The sequence below is a fragment of the Sphingomonas trueperi genome, from assembly GCF_040545665.1.
Classification (GTDB): Bacteria; Pseudomonadota; Alphaproteobacteria; order Sphingomonadales; family Sphingomonadaceae; genus Sphingomonas; species Sphingomonas trueperi_B.
Window position 1 is genome coordinate 444,553 of the sequence record NZ_JBEPMH010000001.1, and the last position, 24,152, is coordinate 468,704.

The 24,152-nt window shown below is 67.0% G+C and carries 27 protein-coding genes; 13 read left to right on the forward strand and 14 right to left on the reverse strand.

The features are described from left to right. Positions 1–12 precede the first annotated feature (12 nt). From fabG to ABIC65_RS01990, 8 genes are all read left to right on the forward strand, one after another. The gene (fabG, locus tag ABIC65_RS01955; RefSeq protein WP_141985274.1) at positions 13–753 is read left to right on the forward strand and encodes a 3-oxoacyl-[acyl-carrier-protein] reductase; all 741 of its coding nucleotides are present in this window, start codon (positions 13–15) and stop codon (positions 751–753) included. A gap of 34 nt (positions 754–787) precedes the next feature. Further along, on the forward strand, positions 788–1,321 hold the full coding sequence (locus ABIC65_RS01960; RefSeq protein ID WP_354306511.1) for a hypothetical protein: 534 nt from the start codon (positions 788–790) through the stop codon (positions 1,319–1,321). Positions 1,322–1,422: 101 nt separating this feature from the next. Continuing rightward, positions 1,423–1,671, forward strand: a complete 249-nt coding sequence (locus ABIC65_RS01965; RefSeq protein WP_010543822.1) for an acyl carrier protein — start codon at positions 1,423–1,425, stop codon at positions 1,669–1,671. Between the two features lie 135 nt (positions 1,672–1,806). Continuing rightward, on the forward strand, positions 1,807–3,066 hold the full coding sequence (fabF, locus tag ABIC65_RS01970; RefSeq protein ID WP_354306512.1) for a beta-ketoacyl-ACP synthase II: 1,260 nt from the start codon (positions 1,807–1,809) through the stop codon (positions 3,064–3,066). 4 nt (positions 3,067–3,070) lie between these two features. Next, complete coding sequence (gene mltG / locus ABIC65_RS01975; RefSeq protein WP_354306513.1) at positions 3,071–4,087, forward strand: endolytic transglycosylase MltG; 1,017 nt, start codon at positions 3,071–3,073, stop codon at positions 4,085–4,087. Positions 4,088–4,165: 78 nt separating this feature from the next. Then, positions 4,166–5,770: a S10 family peptidase gene (locus ABIC65_RS01980; RefSeq protein ID WP_354306514.1), complete on the forward strand. Its 1,605-nt coding sequence runs from the start codon at positions 4,166–4,168 to the stop codon at positions 5,768–5,770. 266 nt (positions 5,771–6,036) lie between these two features. Beyond that, positions 6,037–7,818 carry a methyl-accepting chemotaxis protein gene (locus tag ABIC65_RS01985; protein WP_354306515.1) on the forward strand — a complete coding sequence of 594 codons (1,782 nt, stop codon included), beginning with the start codon at positions 6,037–6,039 and terminating at the stop codon, positions 7,816–7,818. Between the two features lie 144 nt (positions 7,819–7,962). Next, positions 7,963–9,537, forward strand: a complete 1,575-nt coding sequence (locus ABIC65_RS01990) for an alginate export family protein (RefSeq protein WP_354306516.1) — start codon at positions 7,963–7,965, stop codon at positions 9,535–9,537. Positions 9,538–9,573: 36 nt separating this feature from the next. Here ABIC65_RS01990 and ABIC65_RS01995 read toward each other — a convergent pair whose 3' ends face one another. Then, the gene (locus ABIC65_RS01995) at positions 9,574–10,020 is read right to left on the reverse strand and encodes a hypothetical protein (RefSeq protein ID WP_354306517.1); all 447 of its coding nucleotides are present in this window, start codon (positions 10,018–10,020) and stop codon (positions 9,574–9,576) included. Between the two features lie 116 nt (positions 10,021–10,136). Between ABIC65_RS01995 and ABIC65_RS02000 the strand changes: the two genes are divergently transcribed. Continuing rightward, entirely contained in the window at positions 10,137–10,607 is a 471-nt protein-coding gene (locus tag ABIC65_RS02000) for a YaiI/YqxD family protein (RefSeq protein WP_354306518.1), read from the forward strand. Between the two features lie 135 nt (positions 10,608–10,742). Continuing rightward, complete coding sequence (locus tag ABIC65_RS02005; RefSeq protein ID WP_354306519.1) at positions 10,743–11,426, forward strand: PEPxxWA-CTERM sorting domain-containing protein; 684 nt, start codon at positions 10,743–10,745, stop codon at positions 11,424–11,426. 22 nt (positions 11,427–11,448) lie between these two features. Here ABIC65_RS02005 and ABIC65_RS02010 read toward each other — a convergent pair whose 3' ends face one another. The 13 genes from ABIC65_RS02010 to ABIC65_RS02070 form a co-directional block, all read right to left on the reverse strand. Continuing rightward, positions 11,449–11,628 carry a hypothetical protein gene (locus ABIC65_RS02010; protein WP_010543827.1) on the reverse strand — a complete coding sequence of 60 codons (180 nt, stop codon included), beginning with the start codon at positions 11,626–11,628 and terminating at the stop codon, positions 11,449–11,451. An 8-nt stretch (positions 11,629–11,636) separates the two neighbouring features. Continuing rightward, positions 11,637–11,933 (reverse strand): hypothetical protein, encoded by a 297-nt coding sequence (locus ABIC65_RS02015; RefSeq protein ID WP_354306520.1) that lies wholly within the window; start codon positions 11,931–11,933, stop codon positions 11,637–11,639. Beyond that, the gene (locus ABIC65_RS02020; protein ID WP_354306521.1) at positions 11,933–12,094 is read right to left on the reverse strand and encodes a hypothetical protein; all 162 of its coding nucleotides are present in this window, start codon (positions 12,092–12,094) and stop codon (positions 11,933–11,935) included. Before ABIC65_RS02020 ends, ABIC65_RS02015 begins: the two co-directional genes overlap by 1 nt. Positions 12,095–12,213: 119 nt before the next feature. After that, complete coding sequence (gene map, locus ABIC65_RS02025) at positions 12,214–12,981, reverse strand: type I methionyl aminopeptidase (RefSeq protein WP_354306522.1); 768 nt, start codon at positions 12,979–12,981, stop codon at positions 12,214–12,216. Position 12,982: 1 nt separating this feature from the next. Beyond that, the gene (locus ABIC65_RS02030; protein WP_064312933.1) at positions 12,983–13,189 is read right to left on the reverse strand and encodes a ParD-like family protein; all 207 of its coding nucleotides are present in this window, start codon (positions 13,187–13,189) and stop codon (positions 12,983–12,985) included. Between the two features lie 197 nt (positions 13,190–13,386). Further along, a complete protein-coding gene (gene eda, locus ABIC65_RS02035; RefSeq protein ID WP_354307756.1) occupies positions 13,387–13,971 on the reverse strand; it encodes a bifunctional 4-hydroxy-2-oxoglutarate aldolase/2-dehydro-3-deoxy-phosphogluconate aldolase in 585 nt (194 codons plus the stop codon). 29 nt (positions 13,972–14,000) lie between these two features. After that, positions 14,001–14,969, reverse strand: a complete 969-nt coding sequence (locus ABIC65_RS02040; RefSeq protein ID WP_354306523.1) for a glucokinase — start codon at positions 14,967–14,969, stop codon at positions 14,001–14,003. A 127-nt stretch (positions 14,970–15,096) separates the two neighbouring features. Then, positions 15,097–16,920, reverse strand: coding sequence for a phosphogluconate dehydratase (gene edd, locus ABIC65_RS02045; protein ID WP_354306524.1), 1,824 nt, complete (start codon positions 16,918–16,920; stop codon positions 15,097–15,099). After that, positions 16,921–17,628, reverse strand: a complete 708-nt coding sequence (pgl, locus tag ABIC65_RS02050; RefSeq protein WP_294254634.1) for a 6-phosphogluconolactonase — start codon at positions 17,626–17,628, stop codon at positions 16,921–16,923. Positions 17,629–17,721: 93 nt separating this feature from the next. Next, positions 17,722–19,182: a glucose-6-phosphate dehydrogenase gene (gene zwf / locus ABIC65_RS02055; protein ID WP_354306525.1), complete on the reverse strand. Its 1,461-nt coding sequence runs from the start codon at positions 19,180–19,182 to the stop codon at positions 17,722–17,724. A 275-nt stretch (positions 19,183–19,457) separates the two neighbouring features. Then, complete coding sequence (gene argC, locus ABIC65_RS02060; RefSeq protein WP_354306526.1) at positions 19,458–20,396, reverse strand: N-acetyl-gamma-glutamyl-phosphate reductase; 939 nt, start codon at positions 20,394–20,396, stop codon at positions 19,458–19,460. After that, positions 20,393–20,659, reverse strand: a complete 267-nt coding sequence (locus ABIC65_RS02065) for an SH3 domain-containing protein (RefSeq protein ID WP_354306527.1) — start codon at positions 20,657–20,659, stop codon at positions 20,393–20,395. The genes argC and ABIC65_RS02065 overlap by 4 nt, the downstream gene beginning before the upstream one ends. Positions 20,660–20,702: 43 nt before the next feature. Then, positions 20,703–21,056, reverse strand: coding sequence for a MarR family transcriptional regulator (locus ABIC65_RS02070; protein WP_354306528.1), 354 nt, complete (start codon positions 21,054–21,056; stop codon positions 20,703–20,705). 239 nt (positions 21,057–21,295) lie between these two features. Here ABIC65_RS02070 and secG point away from each other — a divergent pair, with 239 nt between their 5' ends. The 3 genes from secG (at position 21,296) to ABIC65_RS02085 (ending at position 24,055) form a co-directional block, all read left to right on the forward strand. Further along, on the forward strand, positions 21,296–21,652 hold the full coding sequence (gene secG, locus ABIC65_RS02075; protein WP_093295312.1) for a preprotein translocase subunit SecG: 357 nt from the start codon (positions 21,296–21,298) through the stop codon (positions 21,650–21,652). Positions 21,653–21,759: 107 nt separating this feature from the next. Beyond that, positions 21,760–23,391 (forward strand): CTP synthase, encoded by a 1,632-nt coding sequence (locus tag ABIC65_RS02080; RefSeq protein WP_315381703.1) that lies wholly within the window; start codon positions 21,760–21,762, stop codon positions 23,389–23,391. Positions 23,392–23,395: 4 nt separating this feature from the next. Continuing rightward, entirely contained in the window at positions 23,396–24,055 is a 660-nt protein-coding gene (locus ABIC65_RS02085; RefSeq protein ID WP_354306529.1) for a peptidylprolyl isomerase, read from the forward strand. Positions 24,056–24,152 lie beyond the last annotated feature (97 nt).

Sequence of the window (24,152 nt, forward strand, 5' to 3'; positions counted from 1 at the left end):
GAGATACGGGAAATGTTCGATCTTACGGGAATGACCGCGCTCGTCACGGGCGCTTCGGGTGGCATCGGTTCGGCGATCGCCAAGGCGCTGGCGGCGCAGGGCGCCAAGCTCGCCGTGTCGGGTTCCAATGCCGAGAAGCTGGAAGCCTTTCGCGCCGGCCTGGGCGGCGAGCATGTCGCGCTGACCTGCAACCTCTCCGATCGCGCCGCGGTCGACGCGCTGGTGCCGCAGGCGGTGGAAGCGCTGGGCGGCAAGCTCGACATTCTGGTCAACAATGCCGGCGTCACCCGCGACAACCTTGCGATGCGGATGAAGGACGAGGAGTGGGAGCAGGTGATCCAGGTCAATCTGGAAGCCGCGTTCCGCCTGATGCGCGCCGCCGCCAAGCCGATGATGAAGGCGCGCTTCGGCCGCATGATCTCGATCACCTCAATCGTCGGCGCGACCGGCAATCCGGGCCAAGCCAACTATGCCGCCTCCAAGGCCGGACTGGTCGGCATGTCCAAGGCGCTGGCCCAGGAACTCGCCAGCCGCAACATCACCGTCAACTGCGTCGCGCCGGGCTTCATCCGGTCGGCGATGACGGACGTTCTGCCCGATGCGCAGAAAGAGGCGCTGCTCGGCCGTATTCCTGCCGGAAAGCTGGGCGAGGGCGAGGACATCGGCGCGGCGGTCGTCTATCTCGCCAGCAAGGAAGCGGCCTATGTCACCGGCCAGACCTTGCATGTGAACGGCGGGATGGCGATGCTCTGAGCCGAGCAGCCGGGGGCGTGGAGTAAGGAAGACGATGCGTTTGATTCTTGCCGCAGCACTTGCACTTGCCACCGCAGCCCCGGCCTTCGCGGCGCCGGCGGATCCGGCGTCGATCGTCTGCGTCGGGCAGAAGCTCGACGCGGCGGTGAAGGCGCAGTTGGCCGCCGATGTCGAGCGCAACCTCGGCACGCCGGGGCAGCGACCTCGATATTCGCCCGCAGTCACGCGCGGGCTGAATGACGCGACCACTGCCTGCGCCAACGAGCGGGGTTGGAGCGGGGCGGCGGCAACGGCTTCCGGTGTCTACGCACTGGCGGAAGTGGGCCTGCCGGTGGCGAAGCGGGTGGTGCAGGCCAAGGGCTTCGACCCCGCCGCACTTGACCAGCAGTTCGCCGCCTTGCCCGAAGAGGTGCGCCGCGAGCCGCTCACCCCCAAGGCGACGCAGGACCTGATCCGCGCCGCCGTTACCGATGAAGCGCAACAAACCCGCGCCAATGCGGAACTGCTCGCGCAATATTTTGCGTTTCTCAACACGCTGGAATATGCTTCAGCCGACTTTTCCCGCTGACGAGAGCGGGCGCCTTGCGGCACCCTCTTGCAACGGCCCCGGCGGCATTCTAGGTGCGGGAAAACGGATTCAGAGCCCCATCACAAAGGAAAACAGGGACCATGGCCAACCAGGAAGAGATCACCACCCGCGTGCAGGCGCTCGTTGTCGACCATCTCGGCGTCGACGCCAAGGACGTGGTGCCGACCGCGAGCTTCACCGATGACCTCGGCGCGGACAGCCTCGACATCGTCGAGCTGGTGATGGCCTTCGAGGAAGAGTTCGGGGTCGAGATCCCGGACGACGCCGCGGAGAAGATCAGCACCGTCGGCGACGCGGTTGCCTATATCTCCGAGCATCAGCAGGGCTGACGCTCGAAACGCGCTCCCGGCCCGATGGGCAGGATTTGCGACTAGGCGGCTTCCCGTCCCGTGCCTTTGGCGATGCGGACGGGGAGCCGTTTTGTATTACGAACGAACCGAACAGAAATTGACTGGAGAACTGCCATGCGCCGCGTAGTCGTGACCGGCCTGGGACTCGTCACCCCGCTGGGGGCCGATGTCGAAACCGCCTGGAAGAACATCCTCGCCAGCAAGTCCGGCGCGGGCACGATCACCAAATTCGACGCGACGGAATTCCAGAGCAACTATGCCTGCGAAGTGAAGCCGGCGGATCATGAATATGGCTTCGATGCCGGCAAGCGTGTCGACCACAAGATCCAGCGGCAGGTCGATCCATTCATCGTCTTCGGTATCGACGCCGCCGGCCAGGCGATCGAGGATGCCGGCCTGCTCGACATGCCCGAAGAGATGCGCTTCCGCGCCGGCTGCTCGATCGGTTCGGGCATCGGCGGCCTGCCAGGCATCGAGAGCGAATCGCTCGTCCTCGCCGAAAAGGGCCCGAAGCGCGTGTCGCCGCACTTCGTCCATGGCCGCCTGATCAACCTGATCTCGGGTCAGGTCTCGATCAAGTATGGCCTGATGGGGCCGAACCATGCGGTGGTCACCGCCTGCTCGACCGGCGCCCACTCGATCGGCGACGCCGCGCGGATGATCGCGATGGACGATGCCGACATCATGCTCGCCGGCGGCGCCGAGAGCACCGTGTGCCCGATCGGCATTGCCGGTTTCGGCCAGGCACGTGCGCTGTCCACCGGCTTCCGCGACGATCCGACCAAGGCCAGCCGCCCCTGGGACCAGGGCCGCGACGGCTTCGTGATGGGCGAAGGCGCGGGCGTGGTCGTGCTCGAGGAATATGAGCATGCCAAGCGCCGCGGTGCGAAGATCTACGCCGAAGTCGTCGGCTATGGTCTGTCGGGCGACGCCTATCACGTGACGGCGCCGCATCCCGAAGGCTCGGGCGCGTTCCGCTCGATGCAGATGGCGATGCGCAAGTCGGGCCTCGCGCTCGGCGACATCGACTATATCAACGCGCACGGCACCTCGACGCCGATGGGCGACGAGCTCGAACTCGGCGCGGTGCGTCGCCTGTTCGGCGATTCGATCGGCGGCGCGTCGATGAGCTCGACCAAGTCGGCGATCGGCCACTTGCTGGGCGGCGCGGGCGCGGTGGAGAGCATCTTCTGCATCCTGGCGCTGCGCGACCAGATCGTGCCGCCGACGCTCAACCTCGACAATCCGAGCGACAATTGCGTGGGCATCGACCTGGTGCCGCACGTCGCCAAGGAGCGGAAGGTGAAGGCCGTGCTGAACAATTCGTTCGGCTTCGGCGGCACCAATGCCAGCCTGGTGATGAAGGCGCTCTGATCTGATGGCGAAGAACGCGCGACCCCGTTCCGGCAAGCGTGCGCCCGCACGCAGGAGCCGGGGGCCGCGCGTCCTTCTCGTCGCGGCACTGCTGCTGGTCGCGGCCTTTGCCGGGGGCTGGTTCCTCTGGGCGGGGCCGGGGCCGGCGACCCAGGAACTGAGCGTCGTCGTCCCCGAGGGGGCGACGCTCTCCCGCGCGGCGCGCGAGTTGGAAAAGGCGGGCGCAATCACCTCGCGCCCGATCTTCCTGAGTTTCGCCAAAGCATTCGGCGGCAACGGCACGATCCGCGCCGGCGAATATCGCATCGCGCCGCGGACGAGCGCGCGCCAAATCCTGGAGATGCTGCAGGACGGCAAGACGCTGCAACGGCTGGTGACCGTGCCTGAGGGGATGCCGTCGATCCTCGTTGCCGAGGCGCTGGCCAAGGCGCCGGCGCTCACCGGCACGGCCAAGACCCCCGAAGAGGGCTCGGTGCTGCCCGACAGCTATGCCTATGTCCGCGACGAGCCGCGCGCCGCGGTGCTGGCGCGGATGCAGAAGGCGATGACCGCCTATCTCGCCAAAGCCTGGGCCGGACGCGACAAGGGGCTGGTGGTGACCACGCCGCGCGAAGCGATCATCCTCGCCTCGATCGTCGAGAAGGAGACTGCCAAGCCGGCCGAGCGCACCACGGTGGCAGCGGTCTACGCCAACCGGCTGAAGGCGGGCATGCCGCTCCAGGCCGATCCGACAATCATCTATCCAATCACCAAGGGCAAGCCGCTCGGCCGCCGCATCCTCCAGTCGGAGCTGCGCGCCAAGAACGGCTACAACACCTATGCGATGCGCGGCCTGCCCGAAGGTCCGATCGCCAACCCGGGGCGCGCCTCGATCGATGCGGTGCTGCATCCGGCCCAGTCCAAGGCACTGTACTTCGTCGCAGACGGCACCGGCGGCCATGTCTTCGCCGAGACCTATGCGCAGCACCAAGCCAACGTGGCGAAATGGTACGCCATTCGCCGCGCGCGCGGGGAAATGTAACGTAACCGTCGCGCGCTTGTCTCGATCGCTCGGGCATGTAACAAAGTCTCCCTGATCCAAGAACATAGGGGGATTTGAATGCGCCGTGCTGCTTTTCTGTGCCTGTTGCTCGCCACCACCAGCCCGGCCTGGGCGCAGGAGAAGCCGGCGGCGAAGGGCCCGGACCATCGCGAACAGATGAAGGCCGAGGCGGAAGCTGCCTGGGCCAAGCCTTCGGTGGACGAAACCACGGCGGTCAGCCACGGCGCCGTCACCGTCGGCGGGCAGCGGATCGCCTATACCGCCACCGCCGGCACGCTCACCATCCGCGACGACGACGGCAAGCCGACCGCCTCCTATTTCTACACCGCCTATGTGCGCGACGGGGCGGCGCGCGAGCAGCGGCCGGTGACCTTCTTCTACAATGGCGGCCCGGGATCGCCGACGATCTGGCTGCACATGGGCAGCTTCGCGCCGGTCCGCGTCACCACCGCCAATCCCGAATATATCCGTCCGGCGCCCTATGGCTTCGGTCCCAATCCGGACTCGCTGATCGACAAGAGCGACCTCGTCTTCATCGATGCGCTGGGTGCCGGCTGGTCGCGGCCGCTGGGGGAAAAGACCGGCAAGGACTTCTGGGGCGTCGACCAGGATGCCGATGGCTTTGCCCGCGCCATCCTGCGCTACACAGCCAAGTTCGATCGGTGGCCCAGCCCGAAATTCCTGTTCGGCGAAAGCTACGGCACGCTGCGCAACCCGGTGGTCGCGGCCAAGCTCGAGGATGCGGGGCTGAGCCTCAACGGCATGGTCCAGTTCTCGACGATCATGAACTATGGCGTCCGCCAGCCGGGCTACGACCAGAATTTTCTCACGCTCTTCCCGACGATGGCGGCGACCGCCTGGTACCATAACCGGCTGCAGAACCGCCCCGCCGATCTGCCGAGCTTCCTCGCCGAGGTCCGTGCCTTCACCAGCGGGCCCTATGCCGCCGCGCTCGCCAAGGGCTCGACCATCTCGGCCGAGGAGAAGGCGGCGATCGCCAAGAAGATGGCCGACTATACCGGCATCAGCGAGGCCTTCATCCTGCGCGCCGACCTGCGCCTCACCCTGTCGCACTTCCAGACCGAGCTGCTGCGCGACCGTCGCCTCGCCGTGGGCCGGCTGGATTCGCGGTATCTGCTCAACATGACCGACGCCAATGCCGACAGCCCGAGCGACGATCCGGCCTCGACCGCCGTTACCGGGGCCTTCGTGGCGACCTTCCAGGACTATGCCTCCCGCGTGCTCGGCTACAAGACCGACATGCCCTACCGGATGAGCGCGCGCGGCCCCGGTTTCGACTGGGACTGGAAGCACCGTGCGCCCGACGGCAGCGGGACCCATCTCGCCCCCAACAGCGCAGCCGACCTGGCCTATACGATGCGCACCAACCCGTATCTGAAGGTGCTGTTCATGAACGGCTATTTCGACTTCGCCACGCCTTTCTACGGCGCGGAGTTCGACGTCAGCCACATGCTGCTGGATCCGCAGCTGCAGAAGAACATCCACTTCACCTATTACGACGCCGGCCACATGGTCTATCTCAACCCGACGACCATGCCGCTGATGCACCGCGACCTCGCGGCCTGGTACGACGAGGCGCTGCGCGCCGCCGCCTCCAGCCAGCCGCCGGCGCGTCCCGGCACCACGGCTGCCCAGAACTGACGCTGGAAACGGAGGAGTGCCCATGGGCGCTCCTCCACCTCCGCATAATCCCGTAAGGTCCACTTCGACTATTATTAGGATTTGAAATCGTTTCGATTCGTTTCGCTGCAAAAGCGAAATATCGCATATGAAATGAAAGTTCGCGGCCCGCTCCACTCTATAACAATCCGGAATGGATATGTCCGGAGGTTATAGTGCGTTTCTTGAATGACATCAGCATTGGTAAACGACTATTTATCATAGGCGCAGGATCCCTGGTCGGACTGGTGCTGGTCATTCTTCTGTCGATCAACCAGCTCGACAGCTCGCTCACCAAGAGCTTTCAGGCGCGCACCAAGCAGGCGATCGACATCGCCTACAGCCAGCTGGACTATTACGAAGCCGAGCAGCGCGCCGGCCGGATGAGCCAGGCGGACGCGCAGGCCGCCGCCAAGAAGGTGGTCGGCTCGATGCGCTTCGGCGAGAGCGACTATTTCTTCATCCTCGACACCAACCACATGATGGTGATGCATCCGGTGAAGCCGGAAAAGGTCGGCAAGACGACCTACGAAACCAAGGATGCCGCCGGCACCTATCACTTCCGCGAGATGGTGAAGGTCGCCGCCGAACAGGGCGCTGGCTTCGTCTCGTACGAATATGAGATGCCGGACGGGAAGGGCGTGAAGTCCAAGATCTCCTATGTCCGCGCCTTCAAGCCCTGGGGCTGGGTGGTCGCCACCGGCGTGTTCGACGAGGAGATCCAGGCCGCGGTGCACGACGCCGAGATCAAGCTGGCCATGGCCGCGCTGGTCATCGTGCTGGTGCTGGTCGCCGCCGTCCTTTTCGTCAGCCGCTCGATCACGCTGCCGCTCGGCGCCATCACCAGCCGCATGCGCAGCCTGGCCGGCGGCGACACCGCCGCGGCGATCCCGGGCTCGGGCCGCAAGGACGAAATCGGCGCGATGGCCGGGGCGCTCGAGGTGTTCCGCCAGAATGCCGAGGCCAAGGTGATTGCCGAGGCCGCCAAGGCCGCCGCGGATGCCGACCAGCAGGCGATCGTGCAGCTCCTCTCCGAGAAGCTCCACGCCATGTCCGAAGGCGATCTGACCAGCTCGATCACCACCCAGGTACCGCCGGCCTATGGCACCCTCCGCGACAACTTCAACACCGCTCTGGAGAATCTGCGCGAGCTGATCAGCGTGCTGTCCGAAGCCTCGCGCAGCATCGAGACCGGCTCGACCGAGATCTCGGCCGCCTCCGACGATCTCGCCCGTCGCACCGAGAGCAACGCCGCCAGCCTCGAGCAGACCTCGGCCGCGCTCCAGCAGATGAACGACCGCCTCAAGTCGAGCGCCGATGCCGCCGACCGCACGGTGGGCTTCACCCAGGAAGCGATCGGCATCGTCGACTCCGGCCGCACCACGGCAACCGAGGCCACCTCGGCGATGGACCGCGTTTCCGAAAGCGCGCGCGGCATCGACAACGTCATCGAGGGCCTCGACAAGATCGCCTTCCAGACGCGCGTCCTCGCGATGAACGCCGCGGTCGAGGCGGGCCGGGCAGGCGAGGCGGGCCGTGGCTTCGCCGTCGTCGCCGACCTGGTCTCGGCACTGGCGATGCGCGCCGAAGAGGAGGCTCGCCGCGCCCGCGAACAGCTCACCACCACCCAGGCGGACATCGTCGTCGCGGTGGATTCGGTGAAGAAGGTCGACGCGGCGCTGGCCAACATCACCACCAGCGTCAGCCAGGTGCATGAGTTCGTCGAGGTGGTCGCGGTCGACAACCGGGCCCAGTCCACCGCGATCAGCGAGATCGCCACCGCCGTCGGCGTGATGGACCATTCGACCCAGCAGAATGCGGCGATGGTGGAGCAGACCTCGGCTGCTGCCCGCAACCTGGCCGGCGAAGTCAGTGGCCTGACGCGCCAGGCCGCGCGTTTCAAGATCGACAATGGCTCGCCGATGCGCGCGCCCAGCCGTCCGGCATCCGCCGCGCCGCGCTCGGCAGCGGCACCGGCATCCCGCGCGGTACCGGCCATGGCCGGCGCCGAGGACTGGGCGAGCTTCTGAACGCTCGGCGCGCGATGCCGTCACGGCATCGCCAAGACTCACTTCCGGTAGGCGGCCCGCCGCCTCCCCAAGGCGCAGCATTGCCTCGTTCACAGGGACAGGGGCGAGGCGATGACGGCTTCTTGCCCTGCATGGACGATCCTCATGTCGCGTACCCAAATGCTGCTGCCCCTGCTCGCCGCCAGCCTTTCGCTCTCGATCTCCCCCGTATCGGCCCAGACCCAGGCGCCGCTCGAACCCGCCGCGCTGCTGGTGATCGCCGAGCGGCCCCAGGACGGGCCGCAGCAGAGCGTGCCCCCGCAGAAATCCACGCCGCCGGCCGAAGCGGTGACACCGCGCGCGCCCTCGTCGCCCGCCACCTTCACCTATCCGTCGCAGGCCGACGGCTTCGGCATCAAGCTGGGCGGCTACAATACGTCGCGCTGGGCCGAGGACTGGCGCGGCATGCGCAACCCCAAGAAGCGGGACGATCCGCTCGACCGGCTGAAATACTTGCCGATCGCCGGGGACGGCTTTGCCTATGTCACGCTCTCGGGCGAGATACGGCTGCGCGAACAATATATCTCGCAGCCCAGCCTGTTGCCCGGCGACCATCGCCAGGAACAGCTGCTCCGCATCTTCGCCGGCGCCGACGTGCATGTTGGTCCGCTGCGCGCCTATGGCGAGCTGGCCCATGGCGGGCTGGCCGGGCACAATCTCGGCACGCCCGCGGCCAAGTCGCGCAACGACCTGTTCGCACAGCAATATTTCGTCGAGCTGAGCGGCGCGCCGGTCCGCGGTGTCAACGCCGGGGTGCGCTATGGCCGGCAGGAATTCACCGACGGCGCACCGGGTCTGATCTCGGTGAAGGACGACAATTCTATCCATACCGAGCTCAACGGCGGCCGCGCCTGGGTCTCCTTCGCGGAGTTCCGCGCCGATGTGTTCGACTTCAAGCAGACCACGCTCGGCCTGGGCGGCAGCGGCGACGACCGGATCGACGACGGCACCCGCTTCTCGGGCGTCACCTTCGGCGTGGTCCTCGCCAACCAGGCCAAGCGCAAGATCTTCTTCGATCCCTTCTTCTGGCGCGAGCGCAACGACTCGCTGAAATGGGGCAAGGCGACCGGCCTTGAAGTCCGCCATTATTACGGCGCCCGCCTGTGGGGCAGCATCGACAAGCTGACCTTCGACTGGCTGGTCAACCACCAGGGCGGCGACTATCGCGGCCGCCCGATCGACGCCTGGTTCCTCCAGGCGGCGCAGACCTACAGCTTGAGCAACAAGGGACTGAAGCCCAAGCCCGGCATCCATTTCGACTATGGTAGCGGCGGCGGTGCCTATGGCACCGGCACGATCCGCAACACGCGGACGATCACTGCCGGATCGATTGCCTATAGCTACCAGCTGGTGCTCAACCTGACCAACCTGTTCCAGGTCTCGCCCAACCTCACCATCTCGCCCAGCAAGTCGCTCGACCTCACCGCCGAATTGCAGCACAGCCTGCGCGTCGACGAGAACGACGCCGTCTATCGCGGCGCCGGCACCGCCTATGCGGGCACCCAGCTGGTCAAGGGCGCGCATGTGGGCGACGCGGCGCGGCTCCAGGCGACCTGGAAGGTGAGCCCGCGCGTATCGGTGATCGGCCGCTACGAATATTTCGAGCCCGGCGCGGTGCTCAAGGCGGTGGGATCCAAGGGATCGCATTTCCTTGCCGGCTGGATCAGCTTCCGCTTCTGAGCCGGCGAAAGTTCCGAAAGTTCCGGGAAAGCGACATCAACGCGATCCCGGCCGCGACGAGGGCGGAGCTGGTTCCAGCGCCGCCCTCGCTTTACGTTCGTACCGCTGCATCGACTCGCCATAGCAGGCGGCGAACATCAGCCGGCTGTCGAAGCACCGGCGATGCCCGACGATCTTGCCGCGCCGCCTGACCGGCACCAGCCGCCCTTCGCGGGCGATCTGCAGCGCGAGGTCGAGCGCCATCATGCGACCCTGATCGACGGCCGCGTCCCAGGCGCGGACGAAGCCCGCGGCATCGGGTCGGGTGCGCAGCCGCCGCGCGCTCTGCGGCGTCATTCCCACTGCGCGCGCCGCAGCGGCGACGCCGCCATGGCTGGCAAGCTCGGCGATGAAGGCGCGCTGGCGCTCGGCGCTCCAGCCATCGGCGCGGGGGCTGGTGGCGACCGGGGTGAAGTCGAACGGATCGTCGTCTTCGGGCTGCATGGCGGGGAGGATAGGCACGTATCGCTTGTGTAGGAAAGCGATTCGTTTCTGTTTTGTTCTTTTTGCGCGTGGCGCGGGTTTCGCGTTTTCCGACGGGCTGTGGCAGGGGAGGCGCCATGCCGTTCACGCCTCATATCCTCGTCGACGCCGATGCCTGCCCGGTGAAGGACGAAATCTACAAGGTCGCCTGGCGCCTGGAAGTGCCGGTGACGGTGGTGAGCAACGCGCATCTGCGCGTGCCGCAGCACCCGCTGATCACCCGCGTGGTGGTGAGCGACCGGTTCGATGCCGCCGACGACTGGATCGCCGAACATACCGATGGCGGAGCCGTGGTGATCACCGCCGACATCCTTCTCGCCGACCGCTGCCTCAAGGCGGGCGCGGCGGCGGTGCTGGCGCCCAACGGCAAGCCGTTCACCACCAGCTCGATCGGCAGCGCGGTGGCAGTGCGAGCGATCATGGCCGATCTCCGCGCCGGCGGCGACCGGATCGGCGGCCCGCCGCCCTTCGCCAAGGAAGACCGCTCGCGCTTCCTGTCCGCGCTCGATGCGGCGCTGGTGCGGGCGAAGCGTGCCGCTGCCGGATAATCTGGAATATAGCCGGCTAAGCTGTTGATCAATTACGGGACAGCGACGCAATCGCTTGTCTTGACTCCACCATGGTTTGGGATACTCCGCCGTTAACTATCGATGCATGGGGATGCATTCCGGGGAGGTTCTGCGATGCAAAGTCGAGTTCTGGCGAGCGCAGCGTTGCTGCTTGCCGCCATTGGCACCACGCCCGCCATGGCGGCGGACTTCTACCTCTTCAACAATTCGCCCAGCGGCTCGGTCAAGCTCACGGTGAACGGCGCCGGCAGCATCAATGCCTTCCAGACCGGTTGGTTCGACAGCAACGGCACGCACTATAACGCGTGGACCAATTACTTCACCGGCAGCGCGACCAGCTGGGGCTCGACGACGGAATATCGCTCCTTTTTCAGCTTCTTCCCGACGGGGACGGTGACCAGTGCATCGCTGACCATCGGCAACGCGCTCGCCGGCGGCTATGGCAATGCGACCGGGCGGCCGCTCGAGCTGACGCTGTACGACGTGACCAGCTCGATCGTCGGGCTGCAGCAGTATAATGGTGCCAAGGGGATTTTCGACGATCTCGGCTCGGGCGCGGTACTCGGCAAGATCACCGTAAGCGCCGCGGCGTCGGGCTATACGATCGAGCTGAACCAGGCCGGCGTCGACGCGATCAACGCGGCCTATGCCGGCGTGGGTCCGTTCACCGTCGGCGCGCGCCTGACCGCCAGCCCGGTACCCGAACCTGCGGCCTGGGCGCTGATGCTCGGCGGCTTCGGGCTGATGGGCGGCGCCCTGCGCGCACGGCGGCGGCGGACGACGGTCCGCTACGCCTGAGCGGGGCGACCCGCCCGGCCGCTCAGTGCAGCTTGGCGATCGACAGCCCGTCGAGCTTGGCGCGCTCCTTCACCGATTCCTCGCTGCGGGTCAGCGCCTTGGCGATGGCGCGCAGCGGCATGCCCTTCTTGGCGAGGGTGTGGAGCTTTTGCAGTTCGTCGGGGCGCCAGGGCTGGCGATGTCGTTCGAAGCGTTCGGCCATGGGGCGTCTTAGTCGATCTTTGCCGCCGGTTCCATGCGGGCGCGCAACATCGCGGCGACGCGCTCTGCGCCCGCCTCGCTCGCGCTGGCGATGTCGATCGGGCGGCCGCCGAGCGTCTCATCCTCGCTGTTGAGGAACAGCAGCGCGGTCTCTCGATCGGGCAGCGACTGAAAGGCGAGCAGCGCGACCCGCGACTGGCGCGCGATGACCTCGGGCGCCAGCTTGGTCTTGGTGGAGCCGCGGAAGCGCTTGCGGTCGATCTCATCGGACGTTGCGCCCACCGCGACCTTGGTGATCGCGCCCATCAGGCGGCGACCGTCATGGCATGCGCTTGCCGATAGGCCGAAATTCGATCGGCATAGATAGCTGCGAACGCGCGGTGCGCCGCGCGCGAGGACACGCACGCGGCAGTGCCAGCGAGCGTCATGGCGTTCTGGTGGCGGGAGAGAAGATAGGCGAGATCCATCGGCATATCCATGCTGTGCAAGCGAGAACATGATGGACCCAGCCGCCGGCGCTTACGGGAGGGGAAGCCGGCGATAGTTCCTAAATGGGGATCGCAAGGACGTTTCGCAACCGTGGCGATCAGTGCAGCGCGCGTTCCCCCTCGCGCAGCGTGAGCACCTCGACTCCGGTCGCGGTCACCGCGACGGTATGCTCGAACTGGGCAGAGAGCTTGCGGTCGTTGGTCACCACCGTCCAGCCGTCGTCGAGCGTGGTCACCTTGCGGGTGCCCTGGTTGAGCATCGGCTCGATCGTGAAGGTCATGCCCTCGCGCAGCTTCATGCCGGTGCCGGGGCGGCCGAAGTGGAGGACCGAGGGCTCCTCGTGCATCTCGCGGCCGATGCCGTGGCCGCAATAGTCGCGCACGATCGAATAGCCGTGCTGCTTGGCGTGGCGCTCGATCGCGGCGCCGATGTCGCCGAGCGTGGCGCCCGGGCGGACCTGGGCGATGCCCTTCCACAGCGCCTCCTGCGTCACCTTCACCAGCCGCCGCGCCTGGGGCGAGACTTCACCCACCATATAGGTCTTGCTCGAATCGGCGATGAAGCCGTTCTTTTCCAGCGTGATGTCGAGGTTGATGATGTCGCCGTCCTGCACGATCGTCCCGGCATCGGGCACGCCGTGGCAGACGACATGGTTGATCGAGCAATTGAGCACGAAGCCATAGCCGTACTGCCCCTTGCTGGCGGGGCGGGCGTGGAGCTCGTCGGTGATGTAGCGCTCGACCAGCGTGTCGATCTCGAGCGTCGACATGCCGGTGAGCGGCTGGCGGTCGAGCATTTCAAATACCTGGGCGAGCAGCCGACCGGCCTCGCGCATCAGGTCGAGTTCGGCGGGCGTCTTGACCATCTCAGGCGGCCTCGAGCGCGGCGGCGCCGACCTGCGCCTCGGCCAACTGGCGGCGGACGAGCTCGTGAAAGGGCAGGGTGGGGTTCGCCTCGGCGAGCATGCCGATCTTCATCCAGTACTCCGCCTGGGCGTTGATCGAGCGGCACATCACCGCGCTGGCGCGGCGGGCCTCCTCGTGGAGGTCGTCGGCGATTTTCACAATGCCCATGGGTGCTCCGGCTTGGTGGTGCTACGGAGCGTATATGGTTCGTATATCGGCAAGGGCAAGTGTTCAAGAAAGCTCAAGCCCCTCCCCTTTAGGGGAGGGGGTTGGGGTGGGGCTGTGTCTCGCAGAGACCAACCAGCGTTCTGGAATCCCTCCACCCCAACCCCTCCTCCAAGGAGGAGGGGCTTAAGAAGTGCGAATTACCGCGGCAGCGCCGCCGCCTCGCGGGCCTTGGCTTCGACCTCTTCGAGCGAGCCGCTGCTGATCCAGCTGCCGCCGACGCAGAGCACCGGATCGAACGCCAGCCATTCCGGGGCGCTCGCCAGGCTGATGCCGCCGGTGGGGCAGAACTTCGCCTGATAGAAGGGCGCGGCGAGGGCCTTCAGCGCCTTGAGGCCGCCCGAGGTCTCGGCCGGGAAGAACTTGAAGTGGCTCAGGCCGAGATCCATGCCGCGCATGATGTCGCCGGCATTGGCGATGCCCGGCAGATAGGGCACGCCGCTGCGGACGATCGCGTCGCCCAGCTTGTCGGTCAGGCCGGGGGAGACGATGAACTCGGCGTCCTCCTTCATGACCTGCTCGAACTGCTGGGTGTTCACGACGGTGCCCGCGCCGACGATCGCGCCGGGGACCTTCTTCATCTCGCGGATCGCTTCGAGCGCCGCGGGGGTGCGCATCGTCACTTCGAGCACGCGCAGGCCGCCCTTCACCAGCGCCTCGGCAAGCGGACGCGCCTTGGCGGCGTCGTCGATCACCAGCACCGGGATGACCGGTGCGGTGCGCATGATGGCTTCGATCGAAAGGCGGGGTTCGCTCACTGTGCATGCTCCTGGGCGAAGGCGGCGGCAGCGCCGTACAGGCCCGGCTGGGGATGGGTGATCAGTTTGACGGGGATCGTCGCCATCAGGGAGCGGAAGCGCCCCTTGGCGACGAATCGCTCGCCGAAGCCCGATTGCAGCAGATGGTCCTTCAGGCGCAACCCCAGACCGCCCGCGATCACCACCGCCGTCGGGCCATGGCCGAGCGCGAGATCGCCGGCGACGGCACCGAGGCTGAGGCAGAACCGGTCCAGCGCGGCCACCGCCAGGCTGTCCTTGCCCTCCAGCGCGAGCGTCCAGATCGCCTTGTCGTCGAGGCGCGCGACCGGCACGCCTTCGAGATCCGCCAGCGTCTCGTAGATCGAGACGATCGCGGGACCGGCGACGATGCGTTCCTTCGAGACGCGCTGATAGGTGCGGCGCAGGCGCTTCACCAGCGCATCCTCGATCGCGTCGAGCGGCGCGAAGTCGCTATGGCCGCCTTCGGTAGCGATGATGTCGTAGCCGCCGCGATGGCGGAACACCTGGGCGACGCCGAGCCCGGTGCCCGGCCCGCAAACGGTGATCGAACCCTTGTCGGGCAGCGGCGCCTCGGGCCCGCAGAGGTGCAGGAACGCCTCGTCGTGCAGCTGGGCCACGGCATGACCGATCGCCTCGAAATCGTTCACCAGCGTCCAGGTATCGGCGCCGAGCCGCTCCGGAATCAGCGGCGGGCGGATGATCCAGGGATTGTTGGTGAGCTTGATCAGGTCGCTGTTGATCGGCGATGCAACCGCGATCGCGGCAGCCTTGGGCAGCGGCCGGCCGAGCTGCTCGCCAAAGGCGCGCCAGGCGAGCTGGAGGCTGGGATGTTCGGCCACCTTCTGGGTGATCGGCTCGCTGAGCGAGACGACGCGGCCATCCGCGACCTCCGCCACTGCGAAGCGCGCGTGGGTCCCCCCGATGTCGACGGCGACGACTTCCATCCGATTCCGATCCTCTCTCTGGCGCCCCTGTCAACGTTGCCAGTGGGCGGCCGTCCTTCTTCCCGTCCGCCGCGCGGATGTAAAGTCCGCGCGGTCGACCCGGGTATGATTTACATACGTTACAGGTTTACAGGCCCGCTTCGTGCAGCATCGCCGACGCGCCCTTTTCGGCCTCGTCGCAGTGATGGCGCAGCATCGCGAACAGCTCGCGGCCGGTGCCGACCGCGGGGGGCGGGGCGACGGCATGCTCGCGCGCGTCCCACTCGTCCGCGGGCACCACCGCCTCCAGTATGCCGTTCTCGGCATCCAGGCGGAGGATGTCGCCGTCGCGCACCTTGCCGATCGGGCCGCCGCCCAAGGCTTCCGGCGACAGGTGGATCGCCGCCGGCACCTTGCCGCTGGCGCCCGACATCCGCCCGTCGGTGACCAGCGCCACCTTGAAGCCGCGGTTCTGGAGCACGCCGAGCTGCGGGGTGAGCTTGTGCAGTTCGGGCATGCCGTTGGCGCGCGGGCCCTGGAAGCGGACCACGACGATCACGTCGCGCTCGAGTTCGCCGGCCTTGAACGCTTCCAGCACGTCCAGCTGGTCCGAGAAGACCCGCGCCGGGGCCTCGATGATCCAGCGCTCGCGCTCGACCGCCGAGACCTTGATGCAGGCGCGGCCGATATTGCCCTTGAGGATGCGGAAGCCGCCCTCGGGGGAGAAGGCGGTCTCGACCGTGCGGACGATATTCTCGTCGTTGCTCTTCTCGCCATGCTCGGTCCAGACCAGCGCATCGCCCTCGATGTCGGGCTTGCGGCCATACGCAGCCATGCCGTCCTTGGCGATGGTCAGCGCGTCGCGGTGCATCAGGCCACCGCGCAGCAGCTCCTTGATGACGAAGGACGGGCCGCCGGCATCCTCGAACTGGTTCACGTCGGCAGAGCCGTTCGGGTAGACGCGGGTCATCAGCGGCACGACGCGCGAGAGGCGATCGAAATCCTCCCAGTCGATGGTGATGCCGGCCGCGCGTGCGAAGGCGGGGACGTGGATCAGGTGGTTGGTCGAGCCGCCGGTGGCGAGCAGGACGATCGCCGCGTTCACGATCGCACGCTCGTCGACGACATGGCCGATCGGGCGATAGTCGTCGCCGTTCCAGCCGATCTCGGCGAGGCGGTGGACGGCGTGGCGGGTCAGTTCCTGGCGCAGCTTGGTGCCCGGATTGGCGAAGGCCGAGCCGGGGACGTGCAGGCCCATCGCCTCCATCATCATCTGGTTCGAGTTGGCGGTGCCGTAGAAGGTGCAGGTGCCCTTGCCGTGATAGGCGGCGATCTCGGACTCGAGCAGTTCCTCGCGCGTCGCCTTGCCCTCGGCATAGCGCTCGCGCACCGCGGCCTTTTCCTTGTTGGGCAGACCCGAGCGCATCGGGCCGCCGGGGATCAGCACCATCGGCAGATGGCCGAAGCGGAGCGCGCCCATCAGCAGGCCCGGCACGATCTTGTCGCAGATGCCGAGCAGCGCCGCGCCTTCGAACACGCGGTGGCTGAGCGAGACGGCGGTGGCCATCGCGATGGTGTCGCGGCTGAACAGCGAGAGCTCCATGCCCTGATAGCCCTGGGTCACGCCGTCGCACATCGCGGGCACGCCGCCCGCGACCTGCGCAGTGGCGCCGGCTTCGAGCGCCCAGACCTTCATCTGCTCGGGATAGCGATAATAGGGCGCATGGGCCGAGAGCATGTCGTTGTACGAGGTGACGATGCCGATATTCATCCGCGCGCCGGTCTTCAGTTCCTCGCGCTGCTCCTCGGTGCCCGCATACGCATGCGCCAGGTTGGCGCAGCCGAGCTTGGGCCGGTCATTGCCCGATTCGCGCTCGCGGCGGATCAGCTCGAGATAGGCCGTGCGGCCGGCCTTGGACCGTTCAAGGATGCGATCGGTGACCGCCGCGATTTCGGCGTGCAGATTGGCCATTTACAGGCTCCAGTGGATATCGACGGGCAGTTCGGTTTCGGCGAGCACGCGGCCGATCGGCAGGGTCGAGCCGGCGCCTTCGGCGATGGCGCGCTCCAGCACGTCCTTCTTCTCCTGGCCGGTGATCGCGATCATCAGCGCACGCGCCGAGACGATCGCGGCGAGCGACAGCGACACGCGGGCGACCGGCGCCTCGGGCGGCAGCGGATCGGGCATCACGCCCAGCGCGCGGCGCTCCTTGGGGCCGGTCAGCGCCTCGGCGAGGTCTGGGCCGGGAAAGATCGAGGCGGTGTGGCCGTCGGCGCCCATGCCGAGCAGGCAGAGGTCGAGCGGCCAGTGGAAGTCCTGCAGGCGCGCGTCCGCCGCGCGGCCGGCGGCCTTATAGTCGTCGGCCTTTTCGCTGACGACCGGGATCACCCGCGCGCCGAGCGGCAGGAACACCTTGGCAAGGCCGGTCACGTTCGACATCGGGTCGCCCATCGGCACGATGCGATCGTCGGTCGGGATGATCGTCACGCGCTTCCAGTCGAGCTTGGCCTTGCTCAGCTTGGCGTAGATCGGGCCCGGCGTGCGGCCGCCGGCGAGCGCGATGACGGCGGCGCCGCGCGCGTCGATCGCGCTCTCGATGATGAACTGTACGTCGCCGGCGAGCGCGTCGCCCATCTCGGCAGCGTCTTCATAGTCCCACCATTCGATTTCGGTCGTCATGTAAGCTCCTTCAATTTGGTGGGACCGCGAGGCGGCCAACGGCCGCGCAGGGTCCAATATAGGGACAGGGAGACGCGTGCGCTCCCCTCCCGATCATTCGTGCCAGTGCACCCCGTCGCGCTCGGTGAGCGCGATCGAGAGCGAGGGGCCCCAGCTGCCCGAGGCATAGGGCTTGGGCTTGAGGTCGTTGGCGTCCCAGCCGGCGCGGATCGCGTCGATCCATTCCCACTGCGCTTCCACCTCGTCGCGGCGGACGAACAGCGTGGGATCGCCCTCGATCAGGTCGAGCAGCAGGCGCTCATAGGCGATGCGGCGGGTGGTGCCGGCGAACTCGGCATCGAGGCTGAGGTTGAGCGGCACTTCGCGCAGGCGATAGCCTTCGCGGTCGAGGCCGGGCTGCTTGGCCATCACCAGCAGCTGGACATACTCCTCGGGCTGGAGGCGGATCACCAACGCGTTGGGCTGGAGCATGCCGCCGCGCTCGGCGAAGATCGAGTGCGGCACCGGCTTGAACTGAATGACGATTTCGGAGCGGCGCTCGGCGAGTCGCTTGCCGGTGCGGAGGTAGAAGGGCACGCCCTGCCAGCGCCAGTTGTCGACATGCGCCTTGATCGCCACGAAGGTCTCGGTGCGCGAGTCCTTGCCGAGATCGGTGGCATAGTCGCGCACGATCTGCCCCTTCACCGCGCCGCCGCCATATTGGCCGACCACGGTGAGGTTGGGCGCTTCCGCCGGCGTGATCTTGCGGAGCGAGCGGAGGACCTTGACCTTCTCGTCGCGGATCGAGGTGCCATCGAAGCGGGCAGGGGGCTCCATCGCGATCAGCGCCACGAGCTGGAGCATGTGGTTCTGCACCATGTCGCGCAGCGCGCCGGTATCCTCGTAGAAGCCGGCGCGGCCTTCGAGGCCGACCGTCTCCGAGACGGTGATCTGCACGCTGTCGATGCCGCGCGCGTTCCATACCGGCTCGAACAGCGAGTTGCCGAAGCGCAGCGCCAGGATGTTCTGCACCGTCTCCTTGCCGAGATAGTGATCGATGCGGAAGGTGCGCTCTTCGGGAAAGGCCTCGGCGACGATGTCGTTGATCTCGCGGCTGGAGGCGAGATCGCGGCCGAGCGGCTTCTCCAGGCTGATGCGGACATTCTCGCCCGCCAGACCGGCCGATTCGAGGCCCTTGATCGTCGGGCCGAACAGCCAGGGTGCGGTCGACAGGAAGATGGCGAGGCCGCCGGAGATGTCGCCCAGCTTTTCCTTCAGCGCGCCATAGCCTTCGGTCTGCGAGGCATCGAGCGTCTGATAGTGCACGCGCTGGAGGAAAGAGGCGACAGCGCTGTCGTCCTTCCGATCGACGGGCAGGAACTGGTCGAGCGCCTTGGCGGCGAAGGCGCGATAGCCCTCGTCGTCATATTCGGAGCGCGCGGTGCCGGTGATGGTGAGGCCATCGGGAAGCAGGCCATCGGCGTGCAGCGCATAGAGCGAGGGGAGCAGCATACGCTGCGCCAGATCACCGGTGGCACCGAACAGAAGCAATTTGCCGACGGGCTGCTGCATCATTTCCCTCTCGATTGGTTCGCCCCGCGAGACACCAATGCGGCCGAAAGATCAAGCCGAAGGGGAGGAATAGGTATGCGACGGCGGCAAATTTTGAAGGATTGTTCTGCTCGATAGCAGCGGGCGGCGCCTTAAATCCCCCTCCCGCTTGCGGGAGGGGTTAGGGGCGGGGGCGTGGGGTTCGCGGGCGACGCCATCGCAGCAAGAGCCTCCACGTCACACCCTCCCCCATCCCCTCCCGCAGGCGGGAGGGGGGATAAGAGGAAGGGGAGGGGCTGTTAAAGCACCAGCCCGGCGGTCGGATCGAGCCCGGCCATGATGTTGAGGTTCTGCACCGCGGCACCGGCGGCACCCTTGCCGAGATTGTCGAGCGTCGCGATCAATCGCGCCTGGCGGGTCTCGTCATTGCCGAACACCCGGACCGACAGGCGATCGGTACCGGCATTTTCCTCGATGCTCACCGTCGCCACGTCGGCGGGGAGCACCTGCACCACCGGCGAGTCGCGATAGGCGTCGCGCAGCACGTTCTCCAGCGCTTCGACCGAGGGCTTGCGGGTGAAGGCGAACAGCGGCAGCGGCACCTCGACGATCATGCCGCGATAGGTGCGCGCGACCGAGGGCAGGAAGATCGGCGGATGCTCGATCCGCGCATGCTTCTGCATCTCGGGCACATGCTTGTGCGCGAGTGACAGGCCATAGGGGCGGAAGGCGGTGTCGGTCGCCTCGGGGCCGTCGCTTTCGAACTCGGCGATCATCGCGCGGCCGCCGCCCGAATAGCCCGAGACGGCGTTGACGCTCAGCGGGAAGTCGTGCGGGATCAGCCCGGCGCGGATCAGCGGACGGACGAGCGCGAGGAAGCCGGTGGGATAGCAGCCCGGATTGCTCACCCGCGCCGCCTCGGCGATCGCGGCGGCCTGGCCGGGCTCCAACTCGGCGAAGCCATAGGTCCAGTCGGCGGCGGTGCGATAGGCGGTCGAGGCGTCGATCACGCGCGTCCGCTCGTTCTCGATCATCGCCACGGCTTCGCGCGCCGCATCGTCGGGCAGGCAGAGGATGACGAAATCGGCGGCGTTGAGCGCCTGCGCGCGCTTCTTGGGATCCTTGCGGTCCTGGTCGTCGAGCACCATCACCTCGATCTCGGCGCGGCCGGCGAGGCGTTCGCGAATCTCGAGGCCGGTGGTGCCGGCGGCACCGTCGATGAAGACATGCGCGATCATTCGGTCTCCCCCAAGGCCGATGCGTCGATATAGCCTACCAAAGCCGGGCCCGGGGCGACACCCCAGGCGTGGCTGCCGGCGATTTCGAGAACCTCGAACACGTCGCCCTTCTGGAGCATGGTCAGCGCCGGCTCGTCGCCCTTGGCGGTCGCGCGCAGCGGCGTCTCGAAATGGATCACCCGCGGCATCGGCGATGCATAATGCGGCGCGAAGACGCGGCCGGCGAGGCGGATGTCGGCGATGTCGGGGCGGACGGCGTCCACCCGAGGATCGATCGCGGCCGAACGGCCGTCCAGCGCCAGACGCTTACGCGTCGGCGCGCTCTGGGACTGGCTCGCTGATGTGGTTGCCAGCGAGGAAATGCCCGAACTCTGCAAGAAACTCTGCCCCTTCCGCGGTACGCGCTACGAAGATGTTGCGCTTGTCGGTGTCGTCGCGCTGGCGGCGCAGATAGCCGAGCGTGCCGAGGCGATTCAAGGCGCGCGTGACCACCGGCTTCGAGACGTTGAGCGCTCGTGCCAGACCGCGCACCGTATGGGGGCCGGGGTCCAGATATACAAGCATCAGCAACGCCATCTGCCGATTGGTGAGATCGGGTTCTCCCGACCGCACATAATCGATCAGCGTATTCTTCCACCCCCACAGGGTCTGTTCGGACATAGCGTTCACAAGCACCACTCGTTCGTTTCAGGCCCGGCACGGCATCGAACCGAAGAAACAAACGCGCATTTTACAACTAGGTTTCAGTGCGCGGGCGAAATGTTGTGCGAAAATCGCGATGAAAATGCCAATCTGCCATGGGGTTGCGGAATGGCGCTGGAGTCGGGGGTGGAACAGGCGGTTGATTGCGTCGGGCGGCTCGCCTATGTCGCGCCCTTCGCTAACGGGCACCGGATTTCATGTTCACCTTCCTCCTCGTCGTACAGTTCATCATCGCCGCCATGCTGGTGGGGGTGATCCTCGTCCAGAAGTCGGAGGGTGGCGGTCTCACCTCGGGCGGCAGCCCGGCCGGTCTCATGTCGGCACGCGGCGCGGCCGATTTCCTGACGCGCATGACCGCGATCCTGGCGACCGCGTTCATCCTGATGAGCATCGTGCTCGCCTTCCTGGCGGCCACCCGGCACTCGACCAAGATCGATGCGGGCCTGCAGAAGGCACCCGCCGCGGTCGCCCCGCTGACGGTCCCGACCGCCCCGGCGCCCACCGGCAACGACACGGCACCCACCGGCAACAGCGCGGTTCCGTTCAGCCAGTAAGCATCCGTAGTTCGCCGCGCTTGCGGCGGATTCACCGTAAAAATTGCGCAACCGGCGGATTCGAACGCTTGCCGGTCTGCGCCCTTTGACGTTAGGCGTTTTCTCCCATGGCGCGGTACATCTTCATCACCGGCGGCGTGGTCTCCTCGCTCGGCAAGGGTCTCATGGCAGCGAGCCTCGCGGCGTTGCTCCAGGCCCGTGGCTATCGAGTCCGCATCCGCAAGTTCGATCCCTATCTCAACGTCGATCCCGGCACGATGTCGCCGCACCAGCATGGTGAGGTGTACGTCACCGACGACGGCGCGGAGACCGATCTCGACCTCGGTCATTATGAGCGCTTCACCGGCGTGACCGCGCGCCAGGCCGACAACGTCACCTCGGGCCGGATCTACAAGACGATCATCGAGCGCGAGCGCCGCGGCGACTATCTGGGCGCCACCGTGCAGGTAGTCCCGCACGTCACCGACGCGATCAAGGCGTTCGCCCAGGCCGAGACCGAGGATCTCGACTTCGTGCTGTGCGAGATCGGCGGCACGGTGGGCGACATCGAGTCGCTGCCGTTCATCGAGGCGATTCGCCAGCTCCGCAACGATCTCGGCCGCGGCCAGACCGTCAGCATCCACGTGACGCTGGTGCCGTACATCGCGGCGGCAGGCGAGCTGAAGACCAAGCCGACCCAGCATAGCGTGCGCGAGCTCGCCGCGCTCGGCGTCCAGCCCGATGTGCTGGTATGCCGCTCCGAACGTCCGCTCCCGGCCGGCGAGCGCGCCAAGATCGCCCAGTTCTGCAACGTGCCGACCTCGGCGGTGATCCCCGCGCTCGACGCCAAGAGCATCTATGCGGTGCCGCTGCAGTATCACGGCGAAGGCCTGGACGGCGAAGTGCTCAAGGCCTTCGGCATCGAACCCGGCCCGTCGCCGGATCTCGCCCGCTGGAGCGGCATCGTCGAGCGGCTGCAGAACCCCGAGGGTGAAGTCACCATCGGCGTGGTCGGCAAGTATATGGGCGTGCCCGATGCCTATAAGTCGCTCACCGAGGCGCTGGTCCATGGCGGCATCGCCAACCGGGTGAAGGTCAACATCCGCTGGCTCGACGCCGAACTGTTCGAGCAGGAAGAGGCCGAAGTCGCCGCGATGCTCGAGCCGATGCACGGCATCCTCGTCCCCGGCGGGTTCGGCGAGCGCGGCAGCGAGGGCAAGATCGCCGGCGTCCGGTTCGCTCGCGAGCGCAACGTGCCATTCTTCGGCATCTGCCTCGGCATGCAGATGGCGTGCATCGAGGGCGTCCGCGCCCAGGGCATCGCCGATGCTTCGACGACGGAGTTCGGCCCGACGCAGGAGCCGGTGGTCGGCATGATCACCGAATGGATGACCGCCGATGGCCTGCAGAAGCGCGAGGAGGGCGGCGACCTGGGCGGCACGATGCGGCTCGGCGCCTATCCGGCGAAGCTGGGCGGCAACAGCGTCGTCGCGTCGATCTACGGCACCGATTCGATCAGCGAGCGCCACCGCCACCGCTATGAGGTGAACACCGCCTACAAGCCGGTGCTGGAAGAGGGCGGGCTGGTCTTCTCGGGCATGTCGCCCGACGGCACGCTGCCCGAGATCGTCGAGCGGCCGGACCATCCCTGGTTCGTCGGCGTGCAGTTCCACCCCGAGCTCAAGTCCAAGCCCTTCGATCCCCACCCGCTGTTCGCGGGCTTCATCGAGGCGGCCGTTAAGCATTCGCGGCTCGTCTAAGGGCGTGCTGCGGCGGGTCTTTGTCGCCGGGCTGGCGCTGCTGGCGGTGTCCGCAGCGCCGGCGCCCCAGCAGCCGCGGCCCGTGCCCGGCCAGGTCCGGGTGCGGCTGGTGACGAGCATGGGGGCAATCACGCTGGCGTTGGACGCGAAGCGCGCGCCCAGGACCGTCGCGAACTTCCTCGCCTATGTCGATGACGGGCGGCTGGAGGGCACCAATTTCTACCGAACCGCCCGGCGCAAGACCGAGCCGACCAAGGGCTTCATCCAGGGCGGCGTCGGCACCGATGCGCGGCGCATGCTCGATCCCTTGCCGCTGGAGCCGACCAGCAAGACTGGGCTGAAGCATCTGAACGGCACCATCTCGATGGCGCACGGGCCGAACCCCAATTCGGCCAACGGCAATTTCTCGATCATGGTCGGCGACAATCCGGGGCTCGACGCGCGCGGCGCGAACCTCGGCTTTGCGGCGTTCGGCCAGGTGATCGGCGGCATGGACGTGGTCCAGCGCATCCTCGCGCTGCCGAGCGGCGGCGGGCGCGACGTGATGAAGGGGCAGATGATCCTCAAGCCGGTGACGATCATCCGCGCCGAGCGGCTGGACGGGGTGGCGAAACCGACGGGCCGGGTGCGGCCTTGGCTGCTGGGGTTGAAGCCGGCCAGTTGAATAAGGCGAACGCCCGTCCGCCCGGTCTCTACCCGCGCCTTGCTAGAGCAGTCCTCCGTCCAGCCGTGCTTCAGGAAATCGCGTAGCGAGTCCGTTG

Coding starts and splice junctions, on each gene's coding strand:
- fabG (WP_141985274.1), top strand. CDS start 13: ATGTTCGATCTTACGGGAATGACCGCGCTCGTCACGGGCGCTTCGGGT.
- ABIC65_RS01960 (WP_354306511.1), top strand. CDS start 788: ATGCGTTTGATTCTTGCCGCAGCACTTGCACTTGCCACCGCAGCCCCG.
- ABIC65_RS01965 (WP_010543822.1), top strand. CDS start 1,423: ATGGCCAACCAGGAAGAGATCACCACCCGCGTGCAGGCGCTCGTTGTC.
- fabF (WP_354306512.1), top strand. CDS start 1,807: ATGCGCCGCGTAGTCGTGACCGGCCTGGGACTCGTCACCCCGCTGGGG.
- mltG (WP_354306513.1), top strand. CDS start 3,071: ATGGCGAAGAACGCGCGACCCCGTTCCGGCAAGCGTGCGCCCGCACGC.
- ABIC65_RS01980 (WP_354306514.1), top strand. CDS start 4,166: ATGCGCCGTGCTGCTTTTCTGTGCCTGTTGCTCGCCACCACCAGCCCG.
- ABIC65_RS01990 (WP_354306516.1), top strand. CDS start 7,963: ATGTCGCGTACCCAAATGCTGCTGCCCCTGCTCGCCGCCAGCCTTTCG.
- ABIC65_RS01995 (WP_354306517.1), bottom strand. CDS start 10,020: ATGCAGCCCGAAGACGACGATCCGTTCGACTTCACCCCGGTCGCCACC.
- ABIC65_RS02000 (WP_354306518.1), top strand. CDS start 10,137: ATGCCGTTCACGCCTCATATCCTCGTCGACGCCGATGCCTGCCCGGTG.
- ABIC65_RS02005 (WP_354306519.1), top strand. CDS start 10,743: ATGCAAAGTCGAGTTCTGGCGAGCGCAGCGTTGCTGCTTGCCGCCATT.
- ABIC65_RS02010 (WP_010543827.1), bottom strand. CDS start 11,628: ATGGCCGAACGCTTCGAACGACATCGCCAGCCCTGGCGCCCCGACGAA.
- ABIC65_RS02015 (WP_354306520.1), bottom strand. CDS start 11,933: ATGGGCGCGATCACCAAGGTCGCGGTGGGCGCAACGTCCGATGAGATC.
- ABIC65_RS02020 (WP_354306521.1), bottom strand. CDS start 12,094: ATGGATCTCGCCTATCTTCTCTCCCGCCACCAGAACGCCATGACGCTC.
- map (WP_354306522.1), bottom strand. CDS start 12,981: ATGGTCAAGACGCCCGCCGAACTCGACCTGATGCGCGAGGCCGGTCGG.
- ABIC65_RS02030 (WP_064312933.1), bottom strand. CDS start 13,189: ATGGGCATTGTGAAAATCGCCGACGACCTCCACGAGGAGGCCCGCCGC.
- eda (WP_354307756.1), bottom strand. CDS start 13,971: ATGCGCACCGCACCGGTCATCCCGGTGCTGGTGATCGACGACGCCGCC.
- ABIC65_RS02040 (WP_354306523.1), bottom strand. CDS start 14,969: ATGGAAGTCGTCGCCGTCGACATCGGGGGGACCCACGCGCGCTTCGCA.
- edd (WP_354306524.1), bottom strand. CDS start 16,920: ATGGCCAATCTGCACGCCGAAATCGCGGCGGTCACCGATCGCATCCTT.
- pgl (WP_294254634.1), bottom strand. CDS start 17,628: ATGACGACCGAAATCGAATGGTGGGACTATGAAGACGCTGCCGAGATG.
- zwf (WP_354306525.1), bottom strand. CDS start 19,182: ATGATGCAGCAGCCCGTCGGCAAATTGCTTCTGTTCGGTGCCACCGGT.
- argC (WP_354306526.1), bottom strand. CDS start 20,396: ATGATCGCGCATGTCTTCATCGACGGTGCCGCCGGCACCACCGGCCTC.
- ABIC65_RS02070 (WP_354306528.1), bottom strand. CDS start 21,056: ATGTCCGAACAGACCCTGTGGGGGTGGAAGAATACGCTGATCGATTAT.
- secG (WP_093295312.1), top strand. CDS start 21,296: ATGTTCACCTTCCTCCTCGTCGTACAGTTCATCATCGCCGCCATGCTG.
- ABIC65_RS02080 (WP_315381703.1), top strand. CDS start 21,760: ATGGCGCGGTACATCTTCATCACCGGCGGCGTGGTCTCCTCGCTCGGC.